This window comes from Novosphingobium lentum NBRC 107847, from assembly GCF_001590965.1.
Taxonomy (GTDB): Bacteria; Pseudomonadota; Alphaproteobacteria; order Sphingomonadales; family Sphingomonadaceae; genus Novosphingobium; species Novosphingobium lentum.
Genome location: NZ_BCTW01000001.1, coordinates 1 through 26,171, shown reverse-complemented (window position 1 = coordinate 26,171; position 26,171 = coordinate 1). Strand labels below are relative to the sequence as shown.

Genomic DNA, 26,171 nt, shown 5'->3' with positions numbered 1-26,171 from the left:
GATGGGAGAAGCTGGCGAGCCCTACCGCTTCGGCAGGGCGAAGGCCACGATCTCGTCGCTTTCGCCCGACAGCATGGCGCCGTGCCCGCCCGCCGCGATCACCACGAACTGCCGCCCGCTCTTGTTCGACCAGTAGGTGGACGGCGAAGCATTGCCGCCGGCCGGCAGGCGCGCGCGCCACAGTTCGCGTCCGCTGGCGGCGTCATAGGCGCGGAACGCGTGTTCCTGCGTCGCGCCGATGAACACCAGCCCGCTGCGCGTCATCACCGATCCGCCGATGTTGGGCACGCCCATCGGGATCGGCAGGAAGGTTGGCAGGGCCAGCGGCCCGCTATCGCGCGACGTGCCGAACAGGCGGCTCCACACCATCTTGCCGGTGCGCAAGTCGACCGCGTTGATATGGCCATAAGGCGGCTGCTGGCAGGGAATGGCCAGCGGCGACAGGAACGGGGCAACGTGCGCGGCGTACGGCACGCCCTGCTGCGCCACCGGCCCGCCCACGTCGGACATATGCTCGGCGGACATCGGCTTGATGCCCATCTTGTCCGCGTCGGCTCGCGGGATCAGGATGTTGTAGTTGGCGACCTGGTTGTTGTTGACGATCATCAGCTGGCGAACCGGATCGACCGACACGCCGCCCCAATCGACTCCGCCGAGATAGCCGGGCCAGGTGAGCGTCGGCTTCGTGGTCGAAAGCGGGGTCATGTCGCCCGCGAACCGCGCCTGACGGAACCGCACGCGGCACATCGCCTGGTCGATCGGGGTCAGGCCCCACATGCCCTTCTCGGTCGGGCGCGGGCCACCGAACGCCGGGATGCCAACGGAATACGGCTGCGTGGGCGAAACCCGCTCGCCCGGCACGCCATCGTGCGGCACCGGCTGTTCGGCCACCGGCAGCAGCGGCTTGCCCGTGGCGCGGTCGAGAAAGAAGATCTGGCCGCGCTTGGTCGGCTGCAGCAATCCCCTGATGCCGCCCGGCAGGTCGACCAGCGTCGGCTGCGCCGGAACGTCATAGTCCCACAGATCGTGGTGCGTGGTCTGGAACGACCAGCGCACCGCGCCGGTCCCGGCATCGAGCGCCACGACCGAACTGGAGAACCGGTCGTCGTTGGCAGTGCGGTGGCCGCCGAAATAATCGGGCGTGGCATTGCCGGTGGGCACATAAACGAGGCCGAGCGCGTCGTCGGAGCTCATCGGCGCCCAGCTGTTGGGCGTGCCCCGGGTGAAGCCTTGTCCAGTTGGCGGAAGCCCATGGAAATCGGGCTTGCCCGCGTCGAACGCCCAGGCGAAGCGGCCGGTCACCGCATCGAACGCACGGACCACGCCCGATGGTTCGCCGGTGTGCTGGCCGTCGGTTACCCAGCCGCCCAGCACCAGCTTGCCGCGCGCGATCGCTGGCGGCGAGGTGACGAAGTAATAGCCTTTGTCGACCGGGGTCATGCCGTCGAGCAGGCTGACCACGCCGTTGATGCCGAACCCGGTGCAGCTGCGCCCGTCACCGGCGTCCATTGCCAGCAGGCGCGCGTCGATCGTGGCGGTGTAGATCCGCTGCGAACAGGGTCCGGTGGCGCCCGGCACCCGATAGTACGTCACGCCGCGACAGCTGAGGCCATAAACGCCCTTGGTGTCCGTGCCGGTGCGATGGCGCCACACCTGCCGGCCGGTTTCGGCATCGAGCGCGATCACGTCGTTGCTGCCGGTGCAGATATAGACCTTGTCGCCGATCTTCAGCGGGTTGGTCTGGAACGAGGATTTGCTGCCTGCAGGCGCGGGCCCGGTGTGGAAGCTCCACACGCGTTCGAGATTGCCGACATTGGCCGGCGTGATCTGCGCCAGCGCGGAGAAGCGCGAGCCGCCGCGATCGTTGCCGTAGGACGTCCATTCGCCATCCTCGGCCGAGGTGGGCGAAGGTCCATAGACCGCGCTGGTGGCAGGCGGGGTGGCATTGAGCCAGAACAGCGCAGCCACCGAAACGACGATGGCAAGGCCCAGTCCGCGCCATAGGACTTTGGCACCCGGCAGTGGGTCGGCAATCCCGACGTGGCCGCGATACGCGCGCGACAGCATCCACAGGCCAAGACAGAACGGCATCGCCAGCCGGGGTGCGAGCGCCCAGCCATCCAGGCCGACTTCCCACAGCGCCCAGACCAGATTGGCCAGCAGGAACGCCCAGAACAGCCGGATCGACGCGGCTTTGCGGCGCAAGCCCAGCACCGCCGTTGCCAGCATGACGATCCCGCTCACCAGATACCATGCCGACCCGCCCAGCATCGCGAGCTGCGTTCCGAGCACGGCCAGCGCGGCACCCGTGGCCAGCATGAGGATGAGGAATGTGGTGTTCAGGAAACGCTGCATCGATTTTCCGGTCCGGCTTGGGGTTGGCTGGCGGGGAACGGGGTCAGCCCATCTGACCCTTGAGCCATTCCGGCACGCCGATCATGTAGCTTTTTTCCTCGTACAGCTTTGCGATCCGCCAGCCTTCCGGCGTGCGCACCAGATCGTGGATGTACCACAGGCCGCAGATCATCGTGTCGGTTTCGACGGTGTTGGTCACGGTCATCGGGTTGTAGCAGACGGTCTTGGTCTTGGCGCTCTGGCCATCGGCGGCAAATTCGTAGCGCGTGGTGGACACGACATGCTGCGCAGCAAGGACCTGCTGGAAGCTGGCCGTGAGGAATGCCTTGGTCTCTGCCAGCGTGCCCTTGAACAGCGCCATCTCCGAATAATCGATGAACGCATCGGCGGTGAAATATTCGTCGAGCTTGTCGAAATCCCGCGCATCGACCGCATAGCAATAGCCGACCAGCAGATCCTGGATTTCGAACCGGTCGGACATTTCCTGCACACTGATCGCCATCGCTCGTTCCCACCTATCGTTTTTCTGACCGCTGGGCATTCGCACGCGTGCAGACCCGAACCCGCCTCTCCAATGGTAGGTTGAAGCGCAAGGTCCGCTCGCCAAAGAGTGGACCGCCCGCCGGGATGCTGTTCCGGCCAAGCCCGAACACACCCCCGCGACACGCGGTATATCTAGGAGACTGACATGGGCCTTGCCCCCTTTACCGAAGCCGATTTCGTCCTGTCGCAGGAAACGCGCGATGAAATCACGGACGGTCTTACCCCGCGCCAGAAGTTCATGACCGAGCATTGGATGAACCTCCACGAAGTGATCAATCGCGGCGATTGGGACGGCATGGACGCGTTCTTCAACACCGACACCATGACGTACGACAACCCCAACCGGCCGGATCTGGGTACGTACTTCGTCTGGAAGACCTCGCCGCAGGGCCTGTACAAGACGTTCCCGCCCAGCATCTATCGCACGCTGAAGGCGTGGGGCCGTGGCGAAGACGAAATCTGCGTGCTGTGCCATCACCACGGCAAGCACACCGGCGGCCCCTACATGGGCGTGCAGCCCACCGGCAACGACCTGAACGTGCTGTGGTTCTCGTGGCTGCGTTTCCGCGGCGACAAGATCGATCACATCTATTCGATCTCCGACGTGCTGACGATGCTCAAGGACCTCGAAGTCATCGAAGTTCCGCAGCCGGTCGACCCTTACAAGTAAGGCGCGCGCGGCAGCCACTGCCGCGCAACATAAAGGGCGCGTTCCTTGCGGAGCGCGCCCTTTCGTCGTTGGGCAAATGTCGTTGGCCAGCGGGCCAGTTCGATGCCCACCCCGCTGTGACCAGCGCCTACTGCGAAGGCGCCAGTCTCGCTCACCTCCCGCAAGCGGGAGGGGTTGGGGGTGGGCAGTCTGAGCGCCGGGTGTTCGAGGGCTTATTCGCCCAGCAGGATCTTCCAGGTGTTGAGGTCTTCGCCGGCGGCGAAGAAGCGCTCGTTCATGGGCAGGCCGTTCTGGCCCCAGTAGTCCATGTTGGCGACCCAGGCCTGGATCCCGTAGATCACCCAGCGCGGGATCTGCTCGTTCCAGATCGTGTCGAGGTCGATCACGTCGGTCGCACCTTCCCGGATCAGGCAATCGCGATAATGCGCGACCAGATCCTTGTGGTGGTGGCGTCGTTCCTCGACCGTAAGCGATCCGACGGTGAAGTAGGTCAGATCGCGCCACGGGCGACCGCGACGGCCCAGCTGCCAGTCGAGCCACAGCCGCTCGCCCGACGGCAGGATATAGGTGTTGCCCTGGTGGCAATCGCCCAGGATCACGCAATAGGGCGCATCGAACGCACGCTCGTATTCGGTGAGCTTGTCGTAGGCGCGCGATACCCGCTCCGGATCGTCGAGATAGTGCTTGGGCGCAATGGCGCGGAAATTGTCGTCCTTCAGGTTTTCGCCGATCCAGTGCCACATGATGCGCACCTGATCGTGATCGACCGGAACGTTCATCGAGGTGGGCAGCCAGGGCGCGGCTTCGGGCGTGATCAGCGGGCTGTTCCACAGTCCGCCGTGAAGCTTGGCGAGATCGGCCAGGTTCTGTGCGATCACGTCGATGCCGCAATGCTGGGTGCTGTGGCCGAACTTGCCGCCGCGATCGATCAGGTCTTCCAGAACGACCACACCGCGACCCGAACCGTCATCATCCCAATCGGAATAGTAGCACGTGGCCGTCTGGCAGGTGAGCTTGTCGGTGAGGAAATGGTAGAACCGCGCCTCGAGCGCGTGAATGTCGACATCGTCGAACATGCCCGACCAGTTGGACTTGATGCACAAGTTGCGCGGCAGTCCGGCAGCGACGCCGGCCGCGTTCCAGTCCACCGCGACGCGCAGCTTGGTGGTGTGGCTGTCGAACAGTTCGACCACCTCCATGCTGTTGGCAACGACGCCGGGGTACTTGTTGGCCATCAGCGCGCCCAGCCAGGCAGCGTCGGGCGTGAAGCGACCGGTGGGCAGTAGATCGGTGCGGCGGGGATAAGGGCGGGGGACGGGGTTGTGATCCACGACCCGTGCTTCTGTTACAGCTTCCTGCGTCATCAATCGTGCTCCTCTCTCAGGTTTTCAAAAATTCGTTTGTTCCGGTCTGGCCGGGTGTTTGCGGGCCGGCACGACCGGACTGCCGGTCTCCCGTCCAAAGTTCGGTCGTGTGGTTCCTCTGCCTGTTTCGGGAAGTTTCTGGGCGCAGAAGCGCGATTGGACCCTGCCAATAGGAAGGTGGATGCCATGCCCGCACCGTCCAAATCGAGTTGTCAGCCGAAACCGGCGGCGAGGGGATGGAGTGAGCCATGGCGAACAGCACGCAAACCTCGAACAGCAAGGAAACTGCGGTAAAGGAATTTCTGGCGCTGTTTCACACCGCCAGGCTGGACCTCGACAAGATCCGCGCCGCGCTGGCACCCGATGCGCGCTGGCAGGCGGTCGTGCCGCTGGCCAATGTCGTCTACGGCGCAGAGGGCATCTGCCGCGAAGCAGAACGCCAGTATCGCATCTACAAGGATTGCGACTGCGAGCTGCTCAACATCGCCAGCTCGGGCGACACCGTGTTTACCGAGCGGGTCGACCGGGTGCGCCTGCTCGATGGCGACAAGGAAATCATCACCAACGTCGCCGGGATCTTCACGGTCGATGACAATGACCGCATCGTGTTCTGGCGCGAATACTGGGACATGCTCGATATCGCCGACCAGATCGGCGTGTCTGGCGAAACCATGCGCCAGATGATGGACACCCAGGTTGAAGTCTGACCCCGGCCCGAGCGGAGGAGCGACGCGCGTGACCACGAACGATGAGGCCTGGACGCAAGGTCGCGAAGCGGTCGATGCCGTCTATGGCGCGGGCTTTTCCGAAATGATGGAGCCGTACAAGGGCAATCGCTTCAACCAGGAAATCGTCACCAACCAGTTCCGCAACTTGTGGGCCGACCCGGCGCTGACCATTCGCGAAAAGCGGCTGATGGTCCTTGGCCTCACGACCATGCTGGGCCGGGCCGACCTGATCGAGACGCAAGTGACGGGCGCGCTGCTCAACGATGAATTCACCGATGATCAGCTGGAACTGATCCCGCACTTCCTGCTGTTCTATGCCGGCGCCGGCAACGCATCGGCGCTGTTCCGGGGCATCGAGGCCGCCAAAGCCAAAGTGAACGCGACCAGAGCCGGCAAAGCCAAACCCGGCAAAGCCAAGGCCAAAAAAGCCAGGGAGCGCAATTGATGGTGCCGCTTGTCGGAACCGGAGGAGGCGACGGTGCCGCGCTGATCAGGCCCGAAAGCGACTGGTCCCACCAGAATCGCGAGTTCGTGCAAGGTTTCGAGATTCTCGCGCGGTTCGCTTCGCATGACCTGACGATGGACATCCGCCAGTACGATTGGGTCCGTCCGTCCGCCGGACACCTGTTGCCGCAACGCCATTACCTCGACATTTCGCTCGACGGCAGCATGCGGCGCAGCATCCTGCGCTCTGATCGCTGGTCGGAACCGCAGTATTCGGGCAGCGTGCTCTATCTGCCGCCCGACGCGATCTACTGGGGCCAGCCGGCGCTCGAAAAGCGCAAGCTGTTGTGCCTGTCCTTCGGCAACGCGTTTCTGGACCAAGTGTTCGAAGGTGAAAATCCGCTGGCCGACGCGGTGCCGCATGCCGATATCCAGAACCTGACCTTGCGCCGCTATCTGCTGGCGATCGCGGGTGAACTGGTCTCGCCGGGGTTTGCGGCCGGTCCCCTGCTCGAAGCGATGGCGATCGGTGCCACGGTCGAGCTGGCGCGCTGGTCGCAGCTCGCCAACGATCCGATGAACGGCTTGGTCCTGCCCCATCAGGCGCGGCGGATCGAGGAATACATCCGCGAAAACCTGTCGAGCGCGCTGAGCATTTCGGACATCGGCCGGGCCTGCGGGATGAGCACGCGCAACGTGGCGCGCGTGTTCAAACAGGCCACCGGCGGCAGCATCGGCGATTTCATCGCGCGGTGCCGCATCGATCTGGCCAAGGAACTGCTCGCCTCGGATGAACTGCGCATCAAGGAAGTCAGCTGGCGGTGCGGTTTCCGCAGCTCGTCGGCGTTTTCCGCCGCGTTCCGCGCTGCCACCGGCACGACGCCGCGCGATTTCAGATTCCGGCCGGGCTTGCTGCAATAAAAAGCAAACGTCGCTGCCGGGCCGCTTTCAACATCAGGAACCAACACGCATGAACAGACTGGCAGGCAGAGTGGCGATCGTGACCGGCGGCGGCGGCGGTATCGGATCGGCGGTCGCGCGGCGGCTGGTGTCCGAAGGCGCGCGGGTCGCGGTGGCCGACATCTTCGAGGAATCGGCCAAGCGCGTGGCCGAAACGCTGGGCGATGCGGCGATCGCGGTCGCGTTCGACGCCGCCGATGCGGATTCGGTCAAGGCGCTGGTGGAACAGACCGTCAGCCATTTCGGCAAGCTCGACATCCTGCACAACAATGCTGCGATGACCGATCCGGTCAAATCGGCGCAGGACAGCACCACGGTCGATATCCCGCTGGCGATCTGGCAGGAAATCCTGAACGTCAACCTGACCGGCTACATGCTCGGCTGCCGCTATGCCATTCCCCACATGATCGCGAACGGCGGCGGATCGATCGTCAACACCGCGTCGAATTCGGGCACGGCGGGCGATCTGGCGCGCATCGCCTATGGCTCGACCAAGGGCGCGATCATCACGCTGACCCGCTATGTCGCCACGCAACACGGCAGCCAGAACATCCGCTGCAACAGCATCGCGCCGGGCGTGGTGCTGACCGAGGCGCTCGACAAGACGGTGCCGGGGCTGAAGGACATCATCAAGCGCCACATCCTGACGCCCGAATTCGGCACGCCCGACGATATTGCCGCGCTGGTGGCGTTCCTGGCATCGGACGAATCGCGCTATATCACGGGAGAGAACATCTCGATCTCGGGCGGCGGGCTGATCCACCAGCCACACTACGCCGATCTCAAGGCGTTCATGGAAGGCGCTGGCTAACGTGCAGTATCCTGTTGCGGATGAACGCAAGTTGCGGAGCTTCTGCGTCACGACCCCATGAACCGCTCACCCTGAGCCTGTCGAAGGGTGCTGAACCTGAAGTAAGGCCAGCGTCCTGCGACAGGCTCAGGACGAGCGGGTGTTGTTGAGAATTTCCTTTATTCCCGTCAAGCCGCGAGGCTTCTTGCCGCGATGTAGCCCAGCGTCATCGCCGGGCCGACATTGCAACCATGCGCCGGGGCGTTGCCGCGCCAGATCGAGTTGGCATCCAGCCCCGCCGCGTGCAGGCCGGGGATGACCTTGCCCGAGGCATCGAGTACCCGCGCTTCGCCGTCGATGCGCAAACCCACGGTGGTCGATCCGTCGCCGGGATAGATCTGCACCGCATAGAACGGCGCGGTTTCGACCGGGCCTAGGCAGGCATTGGGGGTGTGGCGCGGATCGCCAAGGTCGCGATCGAGCGCGGCCTCGCCCTTGTGGAATTCGGGGTCCGTGCCGGTCTTGGCATAAGCGTTCATCCGGGCCACGGTATCGGCCAGAGCGGCCGCGCCGACTCCGATCTTGCCCGCCAGTTCGGCGATGGTGGCGCCTTCGATCAGGTAGTTTGCCGCGACCAGTTTCTTGATCGCGCCGCCGCCGGGCAGCGACAGGCCCAGGCCGTACTTCTTGACGAACGCGGCATCGGCGACCAGCCACGCCGGAACCGCGCCGGCCTTGTGCATGAATTCCACGAAGGTGTTCGAGGCTTCGTTGCCGAAGCGCTTGCCCGACTTGTCGACCGCGATGCAGCCCGGCTTGGCCATGTCGATGAGGTGGGCATAGATCGCTTTGGAGCCATCCGGCTTGGTCATGGTCGAGACGACGGACCACACGCCGTTGGCGACGTTCTCTCCGTCGATCGTGCCGCCCGCCTCAAGCCCCATGTTCATGCCGTCGCCGGTGTTGCACCCGGCCATGATCGAGATGTGCTGATCGGGGTAGGGCATGTACGCCCGGCGTAGCTGCTCGTTGGCCGAGAAACCGCCGGTGGCCAGGACCACGCCTTTCTTCGCGCTGAGTTCCAGCGGCTTGCCATCGCGCTCCACGCGGATGCCGGTGATGCCGTCGGGCCCGCCGATCAAGCCGGTGACGCCGGTGTTGCGCCACAGCGTGACGCCGGCGTCGTGCGCCGAGCGCAGCAGGCGCGCGGCCAGCGCGTTGCCCATGGTGATGCGCGACCCGCGCTTGCGGCCCATCAGCTTGTCGAGCCCGTACTGGCCGACGATCTTCAGCATGTAGAACATCGACTTGGGCGAGGATTTCATCGCGTCGAGATGGGGCAGATCGGGCAGATCGATCATGAAGCCGACCGGCGCGTTGAATTCGCTGCGCGGCAGGCGCAGTTCGTCGGCATAGCCAGCGAGCTTTTGCGTGCGGTATTCGAGCGGCCGCAGCAGGCGACCGTTCTTGCTGGCGCCGTCGATCTCGGGATGCCAGTCGGGCGAATGATCGGCCAGCGCGAAGGCGACTTCGGTCTGGTCTTCCAGAAAGCGCACCATTTCCGGCCCGGCCTGCAGATAGGCGTCGAGCGCAGCGGTGTTCAGCTTTTCGCCGACCAGCGTGGCGATGTAGTTGCGCGCGGCACCGGCGGGTTCGGGAATGCCGGCGGCGATCATGTGATGGTTGCCCGGAATCCAGATGCCGCCGCCCGAAATCGCGGTGGTTCCGCCGAACACGTCGGTCTTTTCGACGACCAGAACCTTGAGGCCCTTGCGCGCCGCGGTCACCGCTGCCGTCAGCCCCGCCGCGCCCGATCCGATGACGATCGCGTCCCATTCGTTGTTCATGAATTCCTCCCGACAGGACGTGGCCGACCTGCTCCATGGGCGCGCACGCTATCGCCGCATTATCGGCTATGACCTACCGGTGGAAAGGGGGCGGCTTGTGGATGTTGCCGATGATCGGCATCGAATCGCGCCGGCGACTGGCGACGACGAAGAACGATCCGCAACGATCTGGAGACAGAATGATGGGCACGATCACCGGCGAAGACCGGATCGCAATCGGCGAACTTTTCGCGCGCTACTGTCACCGGGTCGATCACGGCGACACGGCCGGCTGGCTCGAACTGTTCACGCCCGATGGCGTGTTCGAGGTGGCGGGGGTCATGCGGCTGGAAGGGCACGAGCAGGTCGGCGCGATGCCCGGTGTGGTCGCGGCGCAGGGCGGCGGCAAGTGGCGGCACCAGATCACCAGCATCGTCGTCGATCCCGGCGACGGCGATGACGTGGCGCTGGTCACCGCCTATGGGCTGGTCACCGACTGGGGCAACGACGGCAAGCCGATGACATTCTCGGACTATGCGATCACGCTGAACCGGGTCGACAGCGCCTGGCGCATCCGCACGCTGGTGGCCACGACGCCCTGAATTTTGCCGATTTTATCCGGTCGGCTGAAGCGTTGACATCACGGCGAAGCGAAGGTTTGCGCCAACCCTTCCATTGGATAGGCGGATTGATCCAACGCGTCTTCCACGCGAAAGCCAGTTAACAAAGGTGGATCCCCGATGACCGCAATCGAGCCCGGCGCACAGGCGCTGTTCGACAAGTTTGGAACCTATATTCTGCCCGGCCGCGTCAGCGATCCGCGGCGCGGGATCGAGGAGGCGATCGAGGCCGAGCGGATCGGCCTGGGCTGCGTGTGGATTTCGGAGCGATTCGCGCTGAAGGAACCCGCGGTGCTGGCCGGCGCGGTCAGCCAGGCGACATCGAAGATCCGTATCACCGGCACGTTCTATGCCACCATGCGCCATCCCATCGTCACGGCGAGCACGGCCAACCTGATGCAGGCGCTGTCGGGCGACCGGTTCCGCGTGATGTTCGCGCGGGCGGTGCCAGCGTACATGAAGATGCTGGGCGCGGCGCCGATCACGATGGACCGTCTGGCCGACACCATTTCGATCATGCAACGCCTGTGGGCGGGCGAGACGGTGAATTACGACGGCATCATGGGCACGTTCCCGATGCTGAAGCTGACCGACAAGTACGACGGCCCGCTGCCGCCGATCATCTTCACCGCCATCGGGCCCAAGTCGCTCGAATTTGCGGGCGCGCACTGCGACGGCGTGCTGCTGCATCCGTTCGTTTCGCCGCAGGGCGTGCGCAACAGCGTGAAGATCGTGCGCGACGCTGCCGAAAAGGCCGGTCGCGATCCGATGTCGGTGCGCATCTACCACAACATCATCGTCGCCCCCGATCTGCCCAAGGACGAGGAAGACGCGGTCGTGCGCGGCCGCGCGATCACCTATTTCGAACTGCCGGGCTTTGGTGACCTGATCGTCGAGATCAACGAATGGGACAAGTCGGTGCTCGACCAGATCCGCGCGCACCCCAAGATCGCCAGTCTCAACGGCAAGCCCGCCGACCAGGCCTATACGCGGCAGGAGCTGGTCGACGTGGGCGAGCTTCTGCCCCAGCAGTGGATCGATGATGGTGCGGCGGTGGGCACGGCGGCGCAGTGCGCCGACCAGCTGATGGCCTATCTCGACGCCGGCGCGGACGAAATCCTGCTGCACGGCGCAGCGCCCAAGGACATGGGGCCGCTCACCACCGAACTGAAGCGGGCACTGGCCGCGAAGGGCCTGTAGGCACCCTTGCGCCCGGCAGGTTGCGGGTCAGCCTGCCGGGACGACACACCAATGGCACACGATCCCGCGAGCGAATCGGTGCATGGGACAGGAACCGACGAGATGGCGCTGGCCGAAGCACCCGAAGCAATCGCCCCGCTGGACCCGGACGCGCTGATCGCCGACGCGCAGGCGCAGACCGGCTACGCCGATTTCGGCCCCGACCTCAGCTTCATGACCGGGTTTCGCGAACTGGTGAAGGCGGTGGAGGCGATGGACCCGCCGCCACAGCTGCGCGCCACGGCCAAGGCGAACATCACCAAGATCCTGGCGATGCGCCTGCGCATGGCCGAAGATGATCGCAACCACCCCGAAATCGCGGCGCAGGACGTGGTCGCGCCCCTGATCGTGTGCGGATTGCCGCGCACCGGCACGACGATCACCTACGATCTGCTATGCCTCGATCCCGCAGCCCGCGCGCCGACCGAATGGGAATGGTACATCCCTTGGCCCGCGCCGGAAAAGGCGACCTTCGATAGCGATCCGCGCATCGGGCAAGTGCAGGCGATCTACGAAAACTGGCTGGCCCACGCGCCGCAGCTGCGCGACATCCAGCGGATGGATTGCACCCAGCCGGGCGAGTGCAACCACGGCATGATGATGCATTTCGCCAGCACCAACTTCCCCGCCGAACTGGGCGTGCCGGACTTTGCCGAGTGGTTGCTGAGTACGGTGGCCGAAGGGCAGTACCGCACGCACAAGCGCCTGCTGCAGCAGTTCCAGTGGAAGGGGCCGCAAGGCCGCTGGACGCTGAAATCGCCGCAGCACCTGTTCGACCTGCCGGGGCTGGTCGAGGCTTATCCCGGTGCCATGCTGGTGTGGACGCACCGCGATCCGGTGCTGACGTTCTCGTCGCTGGCCAGCATGATCGCCGCGTTCCTGGCCGCGGTGGGTGCGGACAAGGACTTGAAGGCGGTCGGCCGCAGCGTGTTCGAGACGTGGAGCGAGGGGCTCGAGCGCGGATTGAAGGCCCGCGACGCGCGGCCCGATATCGCCGAACGGATCATCGATCTGGGGCACAGCGAGGTCGTGGCCGACCCGATGGGCACGATCCGCCGCATCTATACCCGCTTCGACCTGCCGTTCACGCCTGAACACGAAGCGCGCATCACGCAGTTCCTGGCTCAGAATTCGGCGGCGCAGCGGCTGGGCAAGCACAAGCACAGCGCCGAACAGTTCGGCATCGATCCCGACGAGGTGCATGAACGCCTCGCCCCTTATTACCAGCGGTTCGGGCATCTTCTGACGCCCCTTCCCACCAGCGTAGGGTAAGTCCGATGAGCGTACTCGATCGCTTTCGCCTCGATGGCCGCACCGCCATCCTCACCGGCGTGGGCCCCGGCGTGGGCGAGCATGTGGCCAAGGCTTATGCCGAACTGGGCGCCAATGTCGTGATTTCGGCACGCAGCCAGGACCGGCTCGACCGCATCGCCGGCGAAATCAACGCGCTGGGCGGCGGGCGGGCGCGGGCGGTCGCGGTCGATGTGGCGAACAAGGCCGATCTGCAGACGCTGGTCGATACCGCGCACGATGCGTTCGGGCCGATCCACATCGTGTTCAACAATGCCGCTGCCGGGGTGGTCTATGCCGCCCAAGGCGGGCTGTGGGCGAACACCGACGAAGTCTGGCAGACCGCGATGGACGTGAACGTGATGGCGACGTGGCGACTGGTCGAAATGACCGAGGCCGACATGAAAGGCCACGCCAAGGGCAGCGTCATCTCGGTGCAGAGCTGCGGCGGGTTCACCCCGATTCCCCCGGCGGTGGCCTATGGCGTGAGCAAGGCCGCGCTGCTGTTCCTGGTGCGCGAACTCGCCAAGACGCAGGCCCCGCACACGCGCATCAACTGCCTGTGCGTGGGGTCGATGAGCCCGGACGGGCAGGAGGCGGAGATCCATCGCGGGTTGGGGCTGGCAGAGCGTAACGCGATCAAGCGCTTCGGCGCAGCAGACGAAGCCGTGGGCGCCGCGATCCTGCTCGCCAGCGATGCGTCCAGCTATACCACCGGCAGCACGATCTTCACCGAAGGTGGCCGCGTGGGGACGATCTCGTGAGCGCGAACCCGCTCTGGACCGAGGATCAGGCGGCGGCCGAACGGCTGTCGCTGCGCCTGATCGAGCGCGCCGACGTGCGCGCCGCGCGTGAGGCGGCGCGGATCGCGATGCGCGCCGACCGGCTTTCGGCGACCGTGGACGGCATTGCCGGGCTGGACCGGGCGCTCGACCAGTGGGTGCTGGGCCTTGCCATGCGCGAGGCCAATGGCGACCCGGCCGCCCCGAAAGTCGTCTGGAACATCAGCAACGCGCCGCGCAACTGGTACGGCCATGTCTATCAGGGCGCAGCGGTCGCGATCGACAATCCCGACAATTTCAACCGCGAAATCCCGATCGACGGGGATGGCAACTACGAGATCACCGTGCGGTTCTCCGACGATCCGCCGCAGTTCAGCATCGTGCTGGAAGTCGAGCCGGACCACCATGCCGGGCTTGGCCGCAACCTGGGCGCGTTCACGCTGCAGGACTTGCGCGATCCGGATGCGCCGACCGATCCGGTGGTGGTGACGGTGGGCCCCGGAGAGGGCGGCCCGCACCATTTGCGGTCGGAAGCCGGGAAGCTGCATCAGGTCTACACCCGTGACAGCCAGCGCGACTGGAACCAGATCCCCGCGCAAGTCTCGGTTCGCCGCGTCGATCCGCCTGCCGGACATGCCCCGCGCAGCGAAGACGAGATCGCCGCCAAGGTGATCGCCGACATGCCCGCATGGGTCCACTTCTGGAGCCATTTCAAGGACGACTTCCTCGGCCTGCCGGCACCGCACACGCTGATTGGCCCCAATGGGCGTGATGGCGGTTGGGGCTACCTGGCCGGGGGGCGCTTCCGGCTGGCGGACGGCAGGGCGCTGCTGGTCACGATCGATCCTGCGGGCAGCTATTACTCCGGCTTCCAGATCGCCGATCCGTGGACGATTTCGCCCGATCCGATGGTGCGGCTGGTCAGCCTGAACAGCACGCAAGTCGTCGCCAACCCCGATGGCACGCAAAGCTATGTGCTGAGCGCGGTCGACCCGGGCGTCGCCAACTGGATCGACACCACCAATCTCGCCGAGGGCTGGATGATGATCCGCTGGCAGGGCGTTCCCGCCACCGCCGATCCGGCGACGTTCATCCGCACGGTGCAGGAATTCGACCTGGCCGACGTGGCCACCGCCGTACCCGCGCATGTGCCGCGCATCGATATCGACAGGCGCCGCGCACAGCTGAGCAAGCGCGCGCGCGACCACGGCACCCGCACGCGCGCTGCGGACTGGATGCCCTGACCCCACACGCACGACCGGCACAAGGAACAGACAATGCAACCCACCGGCTCCGTTCTCGAACTCTGTCAGGTCGTCGCCGATCTGGAACCCGCGCTCGACCACTGGACCGGGACCATCGGCGCCGGGCCGTTCTTCATGTTCGACGTGCCGGTGCTGCCGGGCCAGCTTTATCGCGGCGCGCCGACCGAAGTGTCGATGAAAGTGGCGTTCGGGTTTTCGGGCGGGCTGCTGATCGAACTGCTGCAGCAGACCAACGACGGGGCTTCGGTGTTCCGGGAAATGCTCGAGGCCAGCGGTCATGGCTACCACCACGTAATGTTGCGCGGGCCGTACGATGCAAACTTCGCCCGGCTGTCCGCCAAGGGGCACGAGGTGGCGTTCAGCGGCCAGATGCCGTCGGGCGAGCGGTTCTGCCTGTTCGATACGCAGGCGGCCGACGGCGCGTTTATCGAACTCATGGAAATCTCCCCGGCGATGGAAGAATCGCTGTCACGCATGCACCGCGCGCACGTGGCGTGGGATGGCGCGACCGATCCCGTGCGCGGGCTCGACCGGCTGGCCGAATTCGCCTGATCGGGGGCCGCTGGTCAGGACCTGACGTTCGGTAGGCGTCGGGCCCGGAATGCTGAAGCAATCCCGGCGGCGAAACGCTGCTCCGGGCGTGAGAGGATCGATAATGAAGGTTGCATGGATCGGGCTGGGACAGATGGGCCTGCCCACGGCGAAGGCGGTAGCAGCAGGCGGCCATGAAGTTCGCGCGTTCGACGTGAAGCCTCCGGCGGCCGATGACAGCCAGGGCTTGGTCATGGTGTCTTCGCCGCGCGAAGCCGCGGAAGGCGCCGATCTTGTCTGCCTTGCGGTGTTTTCCGACGATCAGGTGGCCGACGTGCTGACCGGGCCGGAAGGCGTGATAAGCCTGCTCAAGCCCGGCGCCATCGTGGCCGTGTTCACCACCGGCAGCATCGAATCGATCCAGGCGATCGCCGCCGCCGTGCCCGCCGGCATCGCGATCCTCGACACGTGTTTCAGCCGGATGCAGTCCGAAATGGCATCGGGCAAGCTGACGCTGCTGGTGGGCGGCGATGCCGATGCGATCGAACGCGGGCGTCCGGTGTTCGATACGTTCGCGCGCGCGATCTTCCACGTCGGCGCCAGCGGTGCCGGTCGTGCGATCAAGCTGGTGAACAATATCCTGTTCGCCGGGCACCTCCAGCTGGCCGCCGACGCGCTGCGTCTGGCCGAAGGCCTGGGTCTGGAACGATCATCAACCGCCGCCGCGCTGATCCAGTGCAGCGGGGCCAGCGACGTGCTGGCGCGGTTTGTCACCGAAGATCCGGCTTACATGCTCGAAACCGCGCGCCGCTACATGGTCAAGGACGTGAGCGCGGCGATCGACGCGGGCAACAAGGCCGGCGTCGAGCTGGAGGCGCTGTCCGCCGCGACGGCCACCTATCTGACCAAGTAAGCCACCATCGCGCCCGAACGAATGGGGAGACCTGCCGTGACTACAGTTGCCGAAATCCAGGATGCGCAGGCCCTTGCGGATCACAACCGCGCGCTGGTCATCCGGCTGATGGCGGCGCTCGACAAGTGCGATCTCGCCACCATCCGCGCGATCATGGCGCCCGATGTCGCATGGTACGTTTCGGGCGTCGGTACGCTGGATCTGGAGACGCTGCTGACTCAGATGCAGCAGATGCTGGGTGTCGCGACGGTGGCGCAGACCACGATTCTGGCGACCACCGCCGAAGGCGAACGCGTCGCGGTGGAATCGCGCGGCAACTTCGAATTCGCCGATGGACGGACCTATCGCAACCACTACCACCACCTGTTCACCGTGCGCGGCGACCGGGTGGTCGGCGTGCGCGAATACCTCGACCTGCAGGAAACCGAGCGGGCGTTCGGACCGATGGGCGGCGGCACTTGAGCAGCGCACCGCCAGCGCCCACCGCCGCGATGCAGGGCGGCGGGTTCTACAACCGCAACTCGGCGTTGCAGGCGGCCAACCTCGGTTCGGCGCTGCCGCTGCTGGTTGCGGCGGCGGGGGAAGTTCCGGCCGATGGCGCGATCATCGGCATCGCGGACTACGGCGTCTCGCAAGGCCGCAATTCGATGGCGCCGGTGGCTGCGGCGATAGACACGCTCAGGCCCCGGATCGGCCCGGACCGCCCGATCGTGGTCAGCCATGTCGATCTGCCGTCCAACGATTTTGGCTCGCTGTTCACGCTTATCGACGAGGATCCGGTGAGCTATCTTGCGGGGCGGGCGCAGGTCTATCCCAACGCAATCGGGCGTTCTCATTTTGGCGAGGTTTTGCCGCACGGCAGCGTCGATCTGGGGTGGAGCTCCAACGCGCTGCACTGGATGAGCCGCAATCCCTGCCCGGTCCCGGACCACGGCTGGGGCGTGTTCAGCGCCGATCCCGCCGTGCGCGATGCGATCGACGCGCAGCTCGATGCGGACTGGGCGAACTTCCTGCAGGCGCGGTCGCGCGAAATGCGGGGCGGCGCGCGCCTGATCTGCCAGTTCATGGGGCGCGGTCCGGATAGCCACGGGTTCGAATGGATGGCCAATGCGTTCTGGCAAAGCTGGGTCGATACCGCCGATGCCGGGCTGCTGACCCATGCCGAACTTGCCCGCATCAGCGCGCCGTCTGCCGGCCGTTCGGTTGCGCAGATCGAAGCGCCGTTCCGCGATGGCCGGGTATCCGGGCTCAGCCTGGTCGATCTGGCGGTCGTGCAGGCGCCCGATCCGTATTGGGCGGCGTTTGAGCAAAGTGGTGATGCCGCGCAGCTTGGGCGGGTGTGGGCGGACATGATGCGCGCGGCCAACGGCCCCAGCTTTGCCGCCGCGCTCGATCCCGGGCGCGATCGCGCCGCCGTGCTCGACGCGGTGACCGAGCGGCTGGCCGCGCGGATTGCCGCCGATCCCCAGCAGAACCGGTCCTACAACGTCATCCTGGTCATCGAAGCCGTGGTCGCAGGCTGAGCGGGGCCTTTGGGCTGCACCGCACGGACGGGCTACAACGATATTTTGAATATAACTGGAGAAAACACCATGTCAGTCGCGTTTCTAGAGCCAGTCATTCCCGCTCACGTCCCGGCCGATCTCGTGCATGCGTTTCCGTTCGTGTTCGGCACGACCACCGATCGTGATCCGTTCAACGAACTGGCGGCTTCGGTGCATGAAGGCCCCGACATCATCTACGCGCCGCACGCCTATCCCGGCGGTTCGCCCGCGTGGATCCCGCGCCGCATGGAGGACATGCGCGCGATCTATCTCGATACCGGTCACTTCACCACGCACGATTTCTCGCCCTTCTCGAAACTGACCGGCGGAACCTGGATCAATTCGCCGGTCGAGCTCGATCCGCCGGCGCACGGACCGTTCCGCCAGATGGTCAACCCCGCGTTCACGCCCAAGGCGATGGCCGCGCTGGAAGGCAAGATCCGCGAATATGCGGTCGGCTACATCGACGGTTTCGCCGCGCGCGGATCGTGCGAGTTCATGGCGGACTTCGCCTTCGAATTCCCGATCAAGGTGTTCATGGAACTGATGGGCCTGCCGCACGACCGCATGGCGGAGTTCATGGAGTGGGAGATGAACCTGCTCCACAACCACGACCTGTCGAAGATCGCCGACGCCACGCGCAAGGTCGTGGCCTATCTGAGCGGCGAGATCGACGATCGCCGGGCCAACCCGCGCAACGACCTGATCAGCTTTGGCGTAGCCGGGCAGATCGAAGGCCGCCCGCTGACCCAGGACGAGCTGGTCGGCTTCATGTTCAACCTGTTCATCGGCGGGCTCGACACGGTTTCGACCAACATGGGGCTGCAGTTCTGGCATCTGGCCACCCACCCCGACGATCAGGCCACGCTGCGCGCCAACCCGGCCGAAATTCCCCACGCGATCGATGAACTGATGCGCGCCTATGGCGCGGTGACCACGTTCCGCACCTGCACCAAGGAAACCACGATCCGCGGCGTGACGATGATGCCGGGCGACAAAGTGGCGATGTCGACCACGCTTGCGGGCCGCGATCCTGCTGAATTCGACAATCCGGGCACGGTCGACTTCACCCGCCGCCCGCGCCACGTCGGCTTCGGCTTCGGCATCCACACGTGCGTGGGCATGCACCTGGCGCGCCGCGAGCTGCGGATCGCGATGGAGGAATTCCTCGCCCGCATTCCGGCGTTCACGCTGGAGCCGGGCCACACGGTGACCTGCCATCTCGGGATGATCCAGCCGGTTGCGCTGCCGCTGGTATGGACGCCTGCCTGAACGATGCGCTGGCGCCCGGATGCCCGATCGGCATCCGGGCCGCCTTCAGGCGTTGCGCGCGCGCGCGGCGACGACCAGACGCGACAGCTCATAGACGAGCAGCCAGCACAGCGCGATCGTGGCCGAACCGCACAGCCAGATCGCGGTGTGTGACCAGCCGGAGTTGAGCGCCTGGCCGATCGGACCGGACACGGCCCCCAGCACGCCGCCGTAAACGAAGGTCGGCAGCAACGCGATCAACAGGCGGCGAGCCCCGGTCAGGTGTGGCACCATGGCGTAAAGCGCCGCACCGATCGCAAAGCCGCCCGCCGCATCCATGAACGAGAACCACAGCGGGTTGCCGAAGCCGTGAAACGGCTGATCGCCGTAAAAGCCGCTTTGCCCGGTCCATTCGGCGATGGACATGGCCAGCCAGTCGATCGCGAAGGCCAACAGGTACAGCCCCAGCGCGCCGCGCATCGTCACGCCGCGTTCGAACCGGCGGTAGATGAAGTAGGCGATCCCGCAGAAATACCAGCCATAGGCGATCACCGCCGACCACGGCACCTTGCGCCCGAACGATGAAAACAGCGCATAGGGATTGTCCGACGGCCACCAATACAGCACGATGTTGTCGAACACGGATTCGACGACGATGCACGACAGGCTGGTGCCGAACAGCAGCAGCGGCAGGATCGCGCCGCGCTGCTTGCGCTCGCCCGAAACGGCCCACCACGCCAGGATCGCCACGGCGATCAGCACAGTGACCAGCAGGTTGATGCCGACACCCGGAGGCGCCGGGATGTTGGGCATGACCGGTGGTGTGAAACTGTCCATGGTGCTCGTTCTCCCCCTCATGATCACAGGCCCGACAGTTGCGATCGCGACCCGCCCGTGCTGTCAGGTGGCGGCCCGACGGCTTCCTGCTCCTGCCGACCGATAGGTTGCACGCAACCGGCCCCGGCTAGAGCGAAGACCGAGCAGGAGTTGAAACCGGGTCATGGATTTTTCGCTTTCCGAAGAGCAGCTGGCGTTCAAGGACATCGTGCATCGCTGGGTCGAGGCCGAATGCCCCAAGGACTGGATGCGCAAGCTCGAGGCCGACGAGGAAAACTACCCCTATCCGCTGTGGGACAAGCTGAAGGAGCAGGGCTTCTTCGGCATCGGCATCCCCGAGGAATGGGGCGGTCTGGGCGGCGACGTGGTCATGCAGATGATCTTCGCGCGCGAATTCGCGCGCACCGCCGGTGGCCTGCTGTGGACCTGGGGGCTGACCTCGTTCGGCGGCGCCAAGACGATCAGCGCCGTTGGCACCGAAGACCAGAAGCAGCGCTGGTTGCCGGCCATGGCCGCAGGCAATTTGCGCGTGTCGCTGTCGATGACCGAGCCTGACGGCGGCACCGACGTGCTCGGCGCGATGAAAACCCACGCCGAAAAGGTCGATGGCGGCTGGAAGCTGAACGGCGCCAAGATGTGGACCACCGGGGCCAAGGCGGCGGACCGCCTGCTGGTGCTGGCGCGCACCGATCCCAATGTGGAAAAGAAGCACCATGGCCTGACCATGTTCTTCGTCGATGCGAAGTCGCCCGGCATCACCTCGTCGCTGCTGCCCAAGCTGGGCATGCGCGCGATGGGCTCGTGCGAAGTGCATTACGAAGACGTGTTCGTGCCCGATGATGACGTGCTCGGCACGCCCGGACAGGCCTGGTACGCCATGCTGCCCACGCTCAACAACGAACGCATCATGGTCGGCGCGCAATGCCTGGGCGCCATCGACGGCGTGCTGGAAGACGCGCTGGTCTACATGAAGACGCGCACGGCGTTTGGCGGGATCATCGGCCGGTTCCAGATCCTGCAACACTATATCGCCGATATCGCCACCTGGCAGAAGACGACCGAGCTGCTGCTGTACTACGTCGCGCAGCTGCAGGCCGAGGGCAAGCCCTGCGGCGTGGAAGCCAACATGCTCAAGATGGTCGCCACCGAAAACGCGGTGAAGGCCGCCGACCTCGGTATCCAGATCCTGGGCGGCATGGGCTATTCGGCGGAAACCGACATGCAGCGCTACTGGCGCGACCATCGCATCTTGCGCATGACCCCGATTTCGAATGAAATGGTGCGCAACACCATCGCCGAAAGCTTTGGTCTGCCAAGGTCGTTCTGATGTCCGAAGAACCCGAATTCCCGCCCGCGCCGCAAGTCGCCGGCACCTCGCTTGACGGCACGAAGACATTCACCGTCTCGGCCGATGAAAACGAACGCCTGTGCCGTTCGGTGGGCGTCGCGCCTGCCGCCGACGGCTCTGCGCATCCGGTATGGTACTACGTCGCCACGCAAGTCGCGATGGGCAAGACCGTGGCCGGGGTGTGCGAAACCTGCGAGTTCGATGTCGAGGATGGCCCGATGATGGGATCGTCGGGCGTGCGCTTTTCCGCGCCGATCATGGTCGGCCAGCCCTACAAGGTCGGCGGCGAGATCCTCAGCCTGGTGCGCAAGAAAAGCCGCAAGCTGGGCGTCATGGACGTGCTGACCTATCGCCTGCGGCTGATTCCCGCGGATGGCGGCGCGGTCGGCGGCGGCGATGCCATCCTGGAAACCGACAACGTCTGGGTGCTGCCGCGAAAGGAACTGGCATGACTTACGCTGTTGGTGATGCCATCGCCCCGTTCACGATCAAAACCGTCAGCCCGGACGCGATGAAGGACTGGGCCGTGTTCCTGGCCGATCCCAACCCGATCCATCTCGATGTCGAGGTGGTCAAGGCCAAGGGACTGGGCGATCGCGTGATCAACCAGGGTCCGATCAACGTGGCCTACATGATGAACATGTTGATGGCGGCGTTCCCCGGCGGCACGATCGAGGCGATGGATTCGCGGTTCCTCGACAATGTCTATGGCGGCGACAAAGCCGTGGCCAGTGGCCGCATCACTGCGGTGGACGGTGACCGTGTAGAGTGTGAATTCAGCCTGGACGTCGAAGGTCGCGGCACCGTGAATGCCGGAACCGCGACGATCCGTATCAACGCCTAACAGGAGATAAGACAATGCCGAGCGGACCTTTTGCCCACGTGTGCATGGTCGTGCGCGATCTCGATACCGCGATCGTGGACTGGACCAAGATCCTGCGCGTGCTCGATCCGGCACAGCTGGACAAACGTATCGTCAAGTATGACGAGTTTTCCAGCGGCGACGACGCCGGCATGAAGTGGGCGACGTTCGTCAACGATCACGGCACCGAGATCCAGTTCATCCAGCCCGCGCCCGGCACGCCCATGGGCCGCCGGCTCGACAAGGTGGGTGAGCATGTCCACCACTTGTGCTTCGCCACCGACGACGTTCCCGGCGCGATGGAACAGCTGCGCGCCGAAGGGCTCGATCTTCCGGGCGGCGGCACCACCTACAACGATCCGGACATGACCTGGCAGAAGTGGAGCTGGGTCGGCGCCAAGAGCACGCATGGTTGCCTGATCGAAGTCGCCAGCCCTTACGAAAGCCGCAACGACGGCAAATGGCACCACGCCCCGCAGAAATTCGCGTACAAGGGCTCGGGCGAGCATCCGATCTTCAACGAGATCGCGCCGCCGGCCGTCGCCGCCGAATAACCGGACGGCGCTTGCGATGAATGCAATGGTGCAGGCCGTGGTCGAACTTCCCGGCGATGGCCTGACCTTGCGCGCGGACGCCTATGGTCCGGCGGCCGGTCCGCCGGTGCTGTTCTTTCATGGCGGTGGCCAAAGCCGCCGTTCCTGGACCGGCGCCGCGCGCCGGGTCGGGGCGGCGGGCTACCGCGCCTACAGCGTCGATCTGCGGGGCCACGGGACAAGCGACTGGGCACCCGATGGCGATTACATGCTCGATGCGTTCGGCCGGGATGTCGCGGCGCTGCTCGATTCGTTCGATCGGCCGGTGGCGCTGGTCGGCGCCTCGCGCGGCGGGCAGTCGGTGCTGGTCGGCGGATCGCGCCGGCCGGGCAAAGTCGCGCTGGCGATGGTGGCCGACGTCGCGCCGCTGCTGCGCGATGCCGGCGTCGATGCCATGCGCAGCTTCTTTATCGCCAGCGCCGGTGGGTTCGCCACCGTCGATGCCGCCGCCGATGCGCTGGCCGAGCACCTTTCGCTGCCGCGCAAGCGCGACGTTTCTGGCCTTGAACGGACGATGCGGCGCAGCGACGATGGGCGGCTGTACTGGCAGTGGGATCCCAGGACCGTCTCGCCCGAATTTCTCAATCCTCCGTCCGAAGGGCTGGCGGTGGAACAGGCGGCGGCGCGGATGAAGGATCCGGTCGTGCTGGTGCGCGCGGAATTCTCGACGATCGTCACCGATGACAGCGAGGCGCTGTTCCGGCAGCTGACGCCGCAGCTGGAAGTCGTGCTCGCGCGCGGTGTCGGCCACATGGTCACCGGCGATCGCAACGATGCGTTTGCGGATACCTTGCTCGATTACCTCGCCCGCTTTAGCCCACTGGAGCGGTGATGGAGCGCACGGTTCTTGTCATCGGCGGATCGGGCGGCCTTGGCGCGGCGATCTGCCGGGCGCTGGCGCCCGAGTGGGGCGGCGTGGTCGTCGGCTACCGCTCCGGGCTCGAAGCGGCGCAGTCCGTTGCCGCTGCGCTGGGCGGCAAAGGCACGACTGTTTCCTGCGATCTGGCCGATTCGGGCAGCGTCGCTGCCGCGATCGCCACGGCCAATGTGGGGGAAATGCCGCTGGGCGGCATCGTGTTCGCCGGTGGCGTCGCGATCGACCAGCCGTTCGTCAGCACGATCACCGAGCCGCAGTGGCGGCAGGTGTTCGAGATCGAGCTGATCGGCTTTACCCGCGTGGTCGCCGCCGCGATCCCGGTGCTGCGCGCCAATGGCGGCGGCTCGATCACCGCGATTTCGTCGGTGGCAAACTACAGCTACCCGCCGGGCGACGCGCTGTCATCGGTGCCCAAGGCCGCCGTCGAATCGCTGTGCCGCGCGGTGGCCAAGGAAGAGGGGCGCGCCGGCATCCGTGCCAATGCGGTCGCCCCCGGCATCATCGACGCGGGGCTGGGCGCGACATTCCTGACCGATCTCTATTCGCCCGAGGTGTGGGATGCGCAACGCCGCCGCATCGCGCTGCGCCGTTTCGGATCGGCGGACGATATCGCCGATGCCGCAGCCTTCCTCGCCTCGGATCGCGCCCGGTACATCACCGGGCAGACCCTGATCGTCGACGGCGGCTTCAGCCTTTAGAGATTTTCCGATTTAGAAGGTGCCAGCCCACTCCCCGCCCGGCCACCCATATCATACAATGGCTTGGGTGGCCGGGCGGGGGAGTGGGCTGGCACCGCACCGACGTTAGTCGGAAACGTCTAAGCAGCGGCGGCCACCGGCCCGCGATCGTAGCGTGCTTCGAATTCCTGCAGGTAGGCTCGATAGCCAACCGGCTCGCGGCGCTTCAGCGGATCGTAGAACGGCGAGCAGATCTTGAGCAAGTTGCTGAAGAAGCGGCGGCCCATGATCTTGCGCGCGTATTTGTCGCGGGCCAGTGATGCTGTCAGTTCGTCCGGAGACATGGTTGCGCGATCCTGCTCGAGCAGCTTGCGCGAAACCATCAGCTGGAACCGGCCAAGGTGCAGCACGGCGTAGAAGTAGCCGTACAGCCGATAGAAATACGCGAACACCGGGTTGAGGCCGCTGAGTTCGTGATAAACGTCCGAACACACCGTGCGGTGCTCGAATTCCTCGGCCAGATGCCAGCGCCACATGTTGGTCGGCTCGGGATCGGCATCCTCCAGCAGCTCGTTGTAGTCCTCGAAATAAAGCTCGCACGCGGTCGCGCTCAGCGATTCGAAGCCCTCGCTGTAGGCCAGGTTGAAGCGCAGCGACTTCGTGGCCAGGAACCGGGCGAACGTTGCCGCAAAGTCCTGCTCGATCGGCTTGAGCAGTTCATAGCCCAGAGCGTGCATCCGCTTGTTGAAGGCGATGTGCTGGCGGCAGTGCTGCATTTCCTGCTTGATGAAGATGTCGAGGTCTTCATGCAGGCGAACCTTCGCAGGGTCGATGTCCTGCTTGGCCTGCATCATCACTTTCAGGAGGTAGGGCTCGATGTGGGCGGGGATCAACGAGGCCGCATTCGCCCGCTGGGCGAACTCCCAGTTGGGGGCCCAGTGCGCGCGCAGGTTCGAAAAATCGAACTTGGGGAAGCGTGCCTTCATCGTCCATCCTCACGTTGCGACTGCTGCCTAACTCTTGGGCCGAGCCTCGTGGCGACCGCAGTTTGTCCCAGCGGTTCTCTGATCGGCATCAGGTTATCCGAATCGTGCATGGAATTCAATCGCACTCGACGGCCCGTCACGCAATTAACGGGGTCGTCGTGATGCGGAGGCCGCGCCGCGCGTACGCAGCGCCGTGCGCTCAGGCTTCCACGTCGGCCCTGCCGGTCACCACCGGCGTCAGGGCCCGGTACAGGACGGTGGTCACGGTTTCCATGTCGAACGCCTCGCTCATGGCCATCTGCCCGCCTTCGACCAAGCCGGTCAGCGTGGCCAGCAAGCCTTCGGGATCATCCGTGCGCATGGTGTAGAGCGCAAGGTAGCCGGGCGTGGGGGCATCGGGTGCCGCAGGGTCGGCCAGGCAGAAGCGTTGTGCCGATACGAAACCGGGCACGGCGAGCACGTCGCCGAGGTGAACGTTGGTGTACCAGTCGTTGTAAGCCTCCTCGCCGCCGGCCACCGGGCCGCTGCGCACCACATAGACATAGTCCTGCATCATTCCCCGTCTCCTCGCGGCCGTCGCTTGTTGGCGCACCGTCGTGGACGCCGCGTCCAACAATTGGCTTCATTCCACTCATTGTGCATAATAACGATATAATGCATGATAAATCACAAGTGCGGACTTTCGATCCAGCGCCGCTGGTCCAGACCATACGCAAGGAGCGGAAGAATGAAAGTTTCATACCTTTGCATGACGGGCTACGATGGTCCGGCGCCGGGGATCGAGATCTGGCCGGCGTCTCCCGAGTTCTGCCGGCCGGCGGTGGCGCAAGGGTCGTATGCGCGGTATCTCGAGATGGCCGAGGCGGCGGAGGAGCT

At 65.3% G+C, this 26,171-nt stretch carries 28 protein-coding genes; 21 read left to right on the top strand and 7 right to left on the bottom strand.

Features of this window, described 5'->3' with window-relative positions; all coding sequences use genetic code 11:
* Nucleotides 1-21: 21 nt before the first annotated feature.
* Both NL2_RS00140 and NL2_RS00135 read right to left on the bottom strand, forming a co-directional pair.
* Nucleotides 22-2,355 (bottom strand): membrane-bound PQQ-dependent dehydrogenase, glucose/quinate/shikimate family, encoded by a 2,334-nt coding sequence (locus tag NL2_RS00140; protein WP_068070462.1) that lies wholly within the window; start codon nucleotides 2,353-2,355, stop codon nucleotides 22-24.
* A 43-nt stretch (nucleotides 2,356-2,398) separates the two neighbouring features.
* On the bottom strand, nucleotides 2,399-2,857 hold the full coding sequence (locus tag NL2_RS00135) for a nuclear transport factor 2 family protein (RefSeq protein ID WP_068070460.1): 459 nt from the start codon (nucleotides 2,855-2,857) through the stop codon (nucleotides 2,399-2,401).
* 186 nt (nucleotides 2,858-3,043) lie between these two features.
* On the opposite strand from NL2_RS00135, the gene NL2_RS00130 reads away from it, so the two are divergent.
* Nucleotides 3,044-3,568: an ester cyclase gene (locus tag NL2_RS00130; RefSeq protein WP_068070458.1), complete on the top strand. Its 525-nt coding sequence runs from the start codon at nucleotides 3,044-3,046 to the stop codon at nucleotides 3,566-3,568.
* Nucleotides 3,569-3,780: 212 nt separating this feature from the next.
* On the opposite strand, the gene NL2_RS00125 is transcribed toward NL2_RS00130, so the two are convergent.
* The gene (locus tag NL2_RS00125; RefSeq protein ID WP_068070456.1) at nucleotides 3,781-4,932 is read right to left on the bottom strand and encodes a protein kinase family protein; all 1,152 of its coding nucleotides are present in this window, start codon (nucleotides 4,930-4,932) and stop codon (nucleotides 3,781-3,783) included.
* Nucleotides 4,933-5,180: 248 nt separating this feature from the next.
* Between NL2_RS00125 and NL2_RS00120 the strand changes: the two genes are divergently transcribed.
* Genes NL2_RS00120 through NL2_RS00105 form a run of 4 tightly spaced genes read left to right on the top strand, consistent with a single transcriptional unit; the run spans nucleotide 5,181 to nucleotide 7,875 of the window.
* Nucleotides 5,181-5,639, top strand: a complete 459-nt coding sequence (locus NL2_RS00120) for a limonene-1,2-epoxide hydrolase family protein (protein ID WP_068070452.1) — start codon at nucleotides 5,181-5,183, stop codon at nucleotides 5,637-5,639.
* 28 nt (nucleotides 5,640-5,667) lie between these two features.
* Nucleotides 5,668-6,105, top strand: a complete 438-nt coding sequence (locus tag NL2_RS00115; RefSeq protein ID WP_068070450.1) for a carboxymuconolactone decarboxylase family protein — start codon at nucleotides 5,668-5,670, stop codon at nucleotides 6,103-6,105.
* The gene (locus NL2_RS00110) at nucleotides 6,105-7,025 is read left to right on the top strand and encodes an AraC family transcriptional regulator (protein WP_245647503.1); all 921 of its coding nucleotides are present in this window, start codon (nucleotides 6,105-6,107) and stop codon (nucleotides 7,023-7,025) included. Before NL2_RS00115 ends, NL2_RS00110 begins: the two co-directional genes overlap by 1 nt.
* A gap of 49 nt (nucleotides 7,026-7,074) precedes the next feature.
* Complete coding sequence (locus NL2_RS00105) at nucleotides 7,075-7,875, top strand: SDR family NAD(P)-dependent oxidoreductase (RefSeq protein ID WP_084355744.1); 801 nt, start codon at nucleotides 7,075-7,077, stop codon at nucleotides 7,873-7,875.
* 167 nt (nucleotides 7,876-8,042) lie between these two features.
* On the opposite strand, the gene NL2_RS00100 is transcribed toward NL2_RS00105, so the two are convergent.
* Nucleotides 8,043-9,701, bottom strand: a complete 1,659-nt coding sequence (locus tag NL2_RS00100) for an FAD-dependent oxidoreductase (RefSeq protein ID WP_068070446.1) — start codon at nucleotides 9,699-9,701, stop codon at nucleotides 8,043-8,045.
* A 110-nt stretch (nucleotides 9,702-9,811) separates the two neighbouring features.
* Between NL2_RS00100 and NL2_RS00095 the strand changes: the two genes are divergently transcribed.
* The 10 genes from NL2_RS00095 (at nucleotide 9,812) to NL2_RS00050 (ending at nucleotide 19,136) form a co-directional block, all read left to right on the top strand.
* Complete coding sequence (locus NL2_RS00095) at nucleotides 9,812-10,282, top strand: nuclear transport factor 2 family protein (protein WP_169799439.1); 471 nt, start codon at nucleotides 9,812-9,814, stop codon at nucleotides 10,280-10,282.
* A gap of 138 nt (nucleotides 10,283-10,420) precedes the next feature.
* A complete protein-coding gene (locus NL2_RS00090) occupies nucleotides 10,421-11,500 on the top strand; it encodes a TIGR03857 family LLM class F420-dependent oxidoreductase (RefSeq protein ID WP_068070442.1) in 1,080 nt (359 codons plus the stop codon).
* A 51-nt stretch (nucleotides 11,501-11,551) separates the two neighbouring features.
* Nucleotides 11,552-12,811 carry a sulfotransferase family protein gene (locus tag NL2_RS00085; protein WP_245647502.1) on the top strand — a complete coding sequence of 420 codons (1,260 nt, stop codon included), beginning with the start codon at nucleotides 11,552-11,554 and terminating at the stop codon, nucleotides 12,809-12,811.
* Nucleotides 12,812-12,816: 5 nt separating this feature from the next.
* Nucleotides 12,817-13,593, top strand: coding sequence for an SDR family NAD(P)-dependent oxidoreductase (locus NL2_RS00080; RefSeq protein ID WP_068070440.1), 777 nt, complete (start codon nucleotides 12,817-12,819; stop codon nucleotides 13,591-13,593).
* Nucleotides 13,590-14,855 carry a hypothetical protein gene (locus tag NL2_RS00075; protein WP_068070438.1) on the top strand — a complete coding sequence of 422 codons (1,266 nt, stop codon included), beginning with the start codon at nucleotides 13,590-13,592 and terminating at the stop codon, nucleotides 14,853-14,855. The genes NL2_RS00080 and NL2_RS00075 overlap by 4 nt, the downstream gene beginning before the upstream one ends.
* Nucleotides 14,856-14,888: 33 nt before the next feature.
* A complete protein-coding gene (locus NL2_RS00070; RefSeq protein WP_068070435.1) occupies nucleotides 14,889-15,428 on the top strand; it encodes a VOC family protein in 540 nt (179 codons plus the stop codon).
* 49 nt (nucleotides 15,429-15,477) lie between these two features.
* Nucleotides 15,478-16,320 (top strand): NAD(P)-dependent oxidoreductase, encoded by an 843-nt coding sequence (locus NL2_RS00065; protein WP_084355742.1) that lies wholly within the window; start codon nucleotides 15,478-15,480, stop codon nucleotides 16,318-16,320.
* A gap of 36 nt (nucleotides 16,321-16,356) precedes the next feature.
* The gene (locus tag NL2_RS00060; RefSeq protein WP_068070431.1) at nucleotides 16,357-16,782 is read left to right on the top strand and encodes a nuclear transport factor 2 family protein; all 426 of its coding nucleotides are present in this window, start codon (nucleotides 16,357-16,359) and stop codon (nucleotides 16,780-16,782) included.
* Nucleotides 16,779-17,843: a class I SAM-dependent methyltransferase gene (locus NL2_RS00055; protein ID WP_245647501.1), complete on the top strand. Its 1,065-nt coding sequence runs from the start codon at nucleotides 16,779-16,781 to the stop codon at nucleotides 17,841-17,843. Before NL2_RS00060 ends, NL2_RS00055 begins: the two co-directional genes overlap by 4 nt.
* Before the next feature lie 69 nt (nucleotides 17,844-17,912).
* Nucleotides 17,913-19,136 carry a cytochrome P450 gene (locus NL2_RS00050; RefSeq protein WP_068070424.1) on the top strand — a complete coding sequence of 408 codons (1,224 nt, stop codon included), beginning with the start codon at nucleotides 17,913-17,915 and terminating at the stop codon, nucleotides 19,134-19,136.
* Nucleotides 19,137-19,181: 45 nt separating this feature from the next.
* Here the strand turns inward: NL2_RS00050 and NL2_RS00045 are convergent, their stop codons facing one another.
* Nucleotides 19,182-19,952, bottom strand: coding sequence for a hypothetical protein (locus NL2_RS00045; protein WP_157082960.1), 771 nt, complete (start codon nucleotides 19,950-19,952; stop codon nucleotides 19,182-19,184).
* Between the two features lie 163 nt (nucleotides 19,953-20,115).
* Between NL2_RS00045 and NL2_RS00040 the strand changes: the two genes are divergently transcribed.
* From NL2_RS00040 to NL2_RS00015, 6 genes are read left to right on the top strand one after another with little or no spacing between them, the layout of a single operon-like run.
* Complete coding sequence (locus NL2_RS00040; protein WP_068070421.1) at nucleotides 20,116-21,279, top strand: acyl-CoA dehydrogenase family protein; 1,164 nt, start codon at nucleotides 20,116-20,118, stop codon at nucleotides 21,277-21,279.
* Nucleotides 21,279-21,752 (top strand): hypothetical protein, encoded by a 474-nt coding sequence (locus NL2_RS00035; RefSeq protein WP_068070420.1) that lies wholly within the window; start codon nucleotides 21,279-21,281, stop codon nucleotides 21,750-21,752. Before NL2_RS00040 ends, NL2_RS00035 begins: the two co-directional genes overlap by 1 nt.
* Nucleotides 21,749-22,144, top strand: coding sequence for a MaoC family dehydratase (locus NL2_RS00030; RefSeq protein WP_068070418.1), 396 nt, complete (start codon nucleotides 21,749-21,751; stop codon nucleotides 22,142-22,144). Before NL2_RS00035 ends, NL2_RS00030 begins: the two co-directional genes overlap by 4 nt.
* 14 nt (nucleotides 22,145-22,158) lie before the next feature.
* Nucleotides 22,159-22,716 carry a VOC family protein gene (locus NL2_RS00025; protein WP_245647500.1) on the top strand — a complete coding sequence of 186 codons (558 nt, stop codon included), beginning with the start codon at nucleotides 22,159-22,161 and terminating at the stop codon, nucleotides 22,714-22,716.
* A 16-nt stretch (nucleotides 22,717-22,732) separates the two neighbouring features.
* Nucleotides 22,733-23,587 carry an alpha/beta fold hydrolase gene (locus NL2_RS00020; RefSeq protein WP_068070414.1) on the top strand — a complete coding sequence of 285 codons (855 nt, stop codon included), beginning with the start codon at nucleotides 22,733-22,735 and terminating at the stop codon, nucleotides 23,585-23,587.
* Nucleotides 23,587-24,330, top strand: a complete 744-nt coding sequence (locus NL2_RS00015; RefSeq protein ID WP_068070413.1) for an SDR family NAD(P)-dependent oxidoreductase — start codon at nucleotides 23,587-23,589, stop codon at nucleotides 24,328-24,330. The genes NL2_RS00020 and NL2_RS00015 overlap by 1 nt, the downstream gene beginning before the upstream one ends.
* Nucleotides 24,331-24,449: 119 nt before the next feature.
* On the opposite strand, the gene NL2_RS00010 is transcribed toward NL2_RS00015, so the two are convergent.
* Nucleotides 24,450-25,295, bottom strand: a complete 846-nt coding sequence (locus NL2_RS00010; RefSeq protein ID WP_068070411.1) for a metal-dependent hydrolase — start codon at nucleotides 25,293-25,295, stop codon at nucleotides 24,450-24,452.
* A gap of 199 nt (nucleotides 25,296-25,494) precedes the next feature.
* Nucleotides 25,495-25,851 (bottom strand): hypothetical protein, encoded by a 357-nt coding sequence (locus tag NL2_RS00005; RefSeq protein ID WP_068070409.1) that lies wholly within the window; start codon nucleotides 25,849-25,851, stop codon nucleotides 25,495-25,497.
* Between the last annotated feature and the right edge of the window lie 320 nt (nucleotides 25,852-26,171).

What these genes read in the sequence shown, in the direction of transcription:
- NL2_RS00140 (WP_068070462.1), bottom strand. Translation starts at nt 2,355, where the DNA reads ATGCAGCGTTTCCTGAACACCACATTCCTCATCCTCATGCTGGCCACG.
- NL2_RS00135 (WP_068070460.1), bottom strand. Translation starts at nt 2,857, where the DNA reads ATGGCGATCAGTGTGCAGGAAATGTCCGACCGGTTCGAAATCCAGGAT.
- NL2_RS00130 (WP_068070458.1), top strand. Translation starts at nt 3,044, where the DNA reads ATGGGCCTTGCCCCCTTTACCGAAGCCGATTTCGTCCTGTCGCAGGAA.
- NL2_RS00125 (WP_068070456.1), bottom strand. Translation starts at nt 4,932, where the DNA reads ATGACGCAGGAAGCTGTAACAGAAGCACGGGTCGTGGATCACAACCCC.
- NL2_RS00120 (WP_068070452.1), top strand. Translation starts at nt 5,181, where the DNA reads ATGGCGAACAGCACGCAAACCTCGAACAGCAAGGAAACTGCGGTAAAG.
- NL2_RS00110 (WP_245647503.1), top strand. Translation starts at nt 6,105, where the DNA reads ATGGTGCCGCTTGTCGGAACCGGAGGAGGCGACGGTGCCGCGCTGATC.
- NL2_RS00105 (WP_084355744.1), top strand. Translation starts at nt 7,075, where the DNA reads ATGAACAGACTGGCAGGCAGAGTGGCGATCGTGACCGGCGGCGGCGGC.
- NL2_RS00100 (WP_068070446.1), bottom strand. Translation starts at nt 9,701, where the DNA reads ATGAACAACGAATGGGACGCGATCGTCATCGGATCGGGCGCGGCGGGG.
- NL2_RS00095 (WP_169799439.1), top strand. Translation starts at nt 9,812, where the DNA reads ATGATCGGCATCGAATCGCGCCGGCGACTGGCGACGACGAAGAACGAT.
- NL2_RS00090 (WP_068070442.1), top strand. Translation starts at nt 10,421, where the DNA reads ATGACCGCAATCGAGCCCGGCGCACAGGCGCTGTTCGACAAGTTTGGA.
- NL2_RS00085 (WP_245647502.1), top strand. Translation starts at nt 11,552, where the DNA reads ATGGCACACGATCCCGCGAGCGAATCGGTGCATGGGACAGGAACCGAC.
- NL2_RS00080 (WP_068070440.1), top strand. Translation starts at nt 12,817, where the DNA reads ATGAGCGTACTCGATCGCTTTCGCCTCGATGGCCGCACCGCCATCCTC.
- NL2_RS00070 (WP_068070435.1), top strand. Translation starts at nt 14,889, where the DNA reads ATGCAACCCACCGGCTCCGTTCTCGAACTCTGTCAGGTCGTCGCCGAT.
- NL2_RS00065 (WP_084355742.1), top strand. Translation starts at nt 15,478, where the DNA reads ATGCTGAAGCAATCCCGGCGGCGAAACGCTGCTCCGGGCGTGAGAGGA.
- NL2_RS00050 (WP_068070424.1), top strand. Translation starts at nt 17,913, where the DNA reads ATGTCAGTCGCGTTTCTAGAGCCAGTCATTCCCGCTCACGTCCCGGCC.
- NL2_RS00045 (WP_157082960.1), bottom strand. Translation starts at nt 19,952, where the DNA reads ATGGACAGTTTCACACCACCGGTCATGCCCAACATCCCGGCGCCTCCG.
- NL2_RS00040 (WP_068070421.1), top strand. Translation starts at nt 20,116, where the DNA reads ATGGATTTTTCGCTTTCCGAAGAGCAGCTGGCGTTCAAGGACATCGTG.
- NL2_RS00035 (WP_068070420.1), top strand. Translation starts at nt 21,279, where the DNA reads ATGTCCGAAGAACCCGAATTCCCGCCCGCGCCGCAAGTCGCCGGCACC.
- NL2_RS00030 (WP_068070418.1), top strand. Translation starts at nt 21,749, where the DNA reads ATGACTTACGCTGTTGGTGATGCCATCGCCCCGTTCACGATCAAAACC.
- NL2_RS00025 (WP_245647500.1), top strand. Translation starts at nt 22,159, where the DNA reads ATGCCGAGCGGACCTTTTGCCCACGTGTGCATGGTCGTGCGCGATCTC.
- NL2_RS00020 (WP_068070414.1), top strand. Translation starts at nt 22,733, where the DNA reads ATGAATGCAATGGTGCAGGCCGTGGTCGAACTTCCCGGCGATGGCCTG.
- NL2_RS00015 (WP_068070413.1), top strand. Translation starts at nt 23,587, where the DNA reads ATGGAGCGCACGGTTCTTGTCATCGGCGGATCGGGCGGCCTTGGCGCG.
- NL2_RS00010 (WP_068070411.1), bottom strand. Translation starts at nt 25,295, where the DNA reads ATGAAGGCACGCTTCCCCAAGTTCGATTTTTCGAACCTGCGCGCGCAC.
- NL2_RS00005 (WP_068070409.1), bottom strand. Translation starts at nt 25,851, where the DNA reads ATGATGCAGGACTATGTCTATGTGGTGCGCAGCGGCCCGGTGGCCGGC.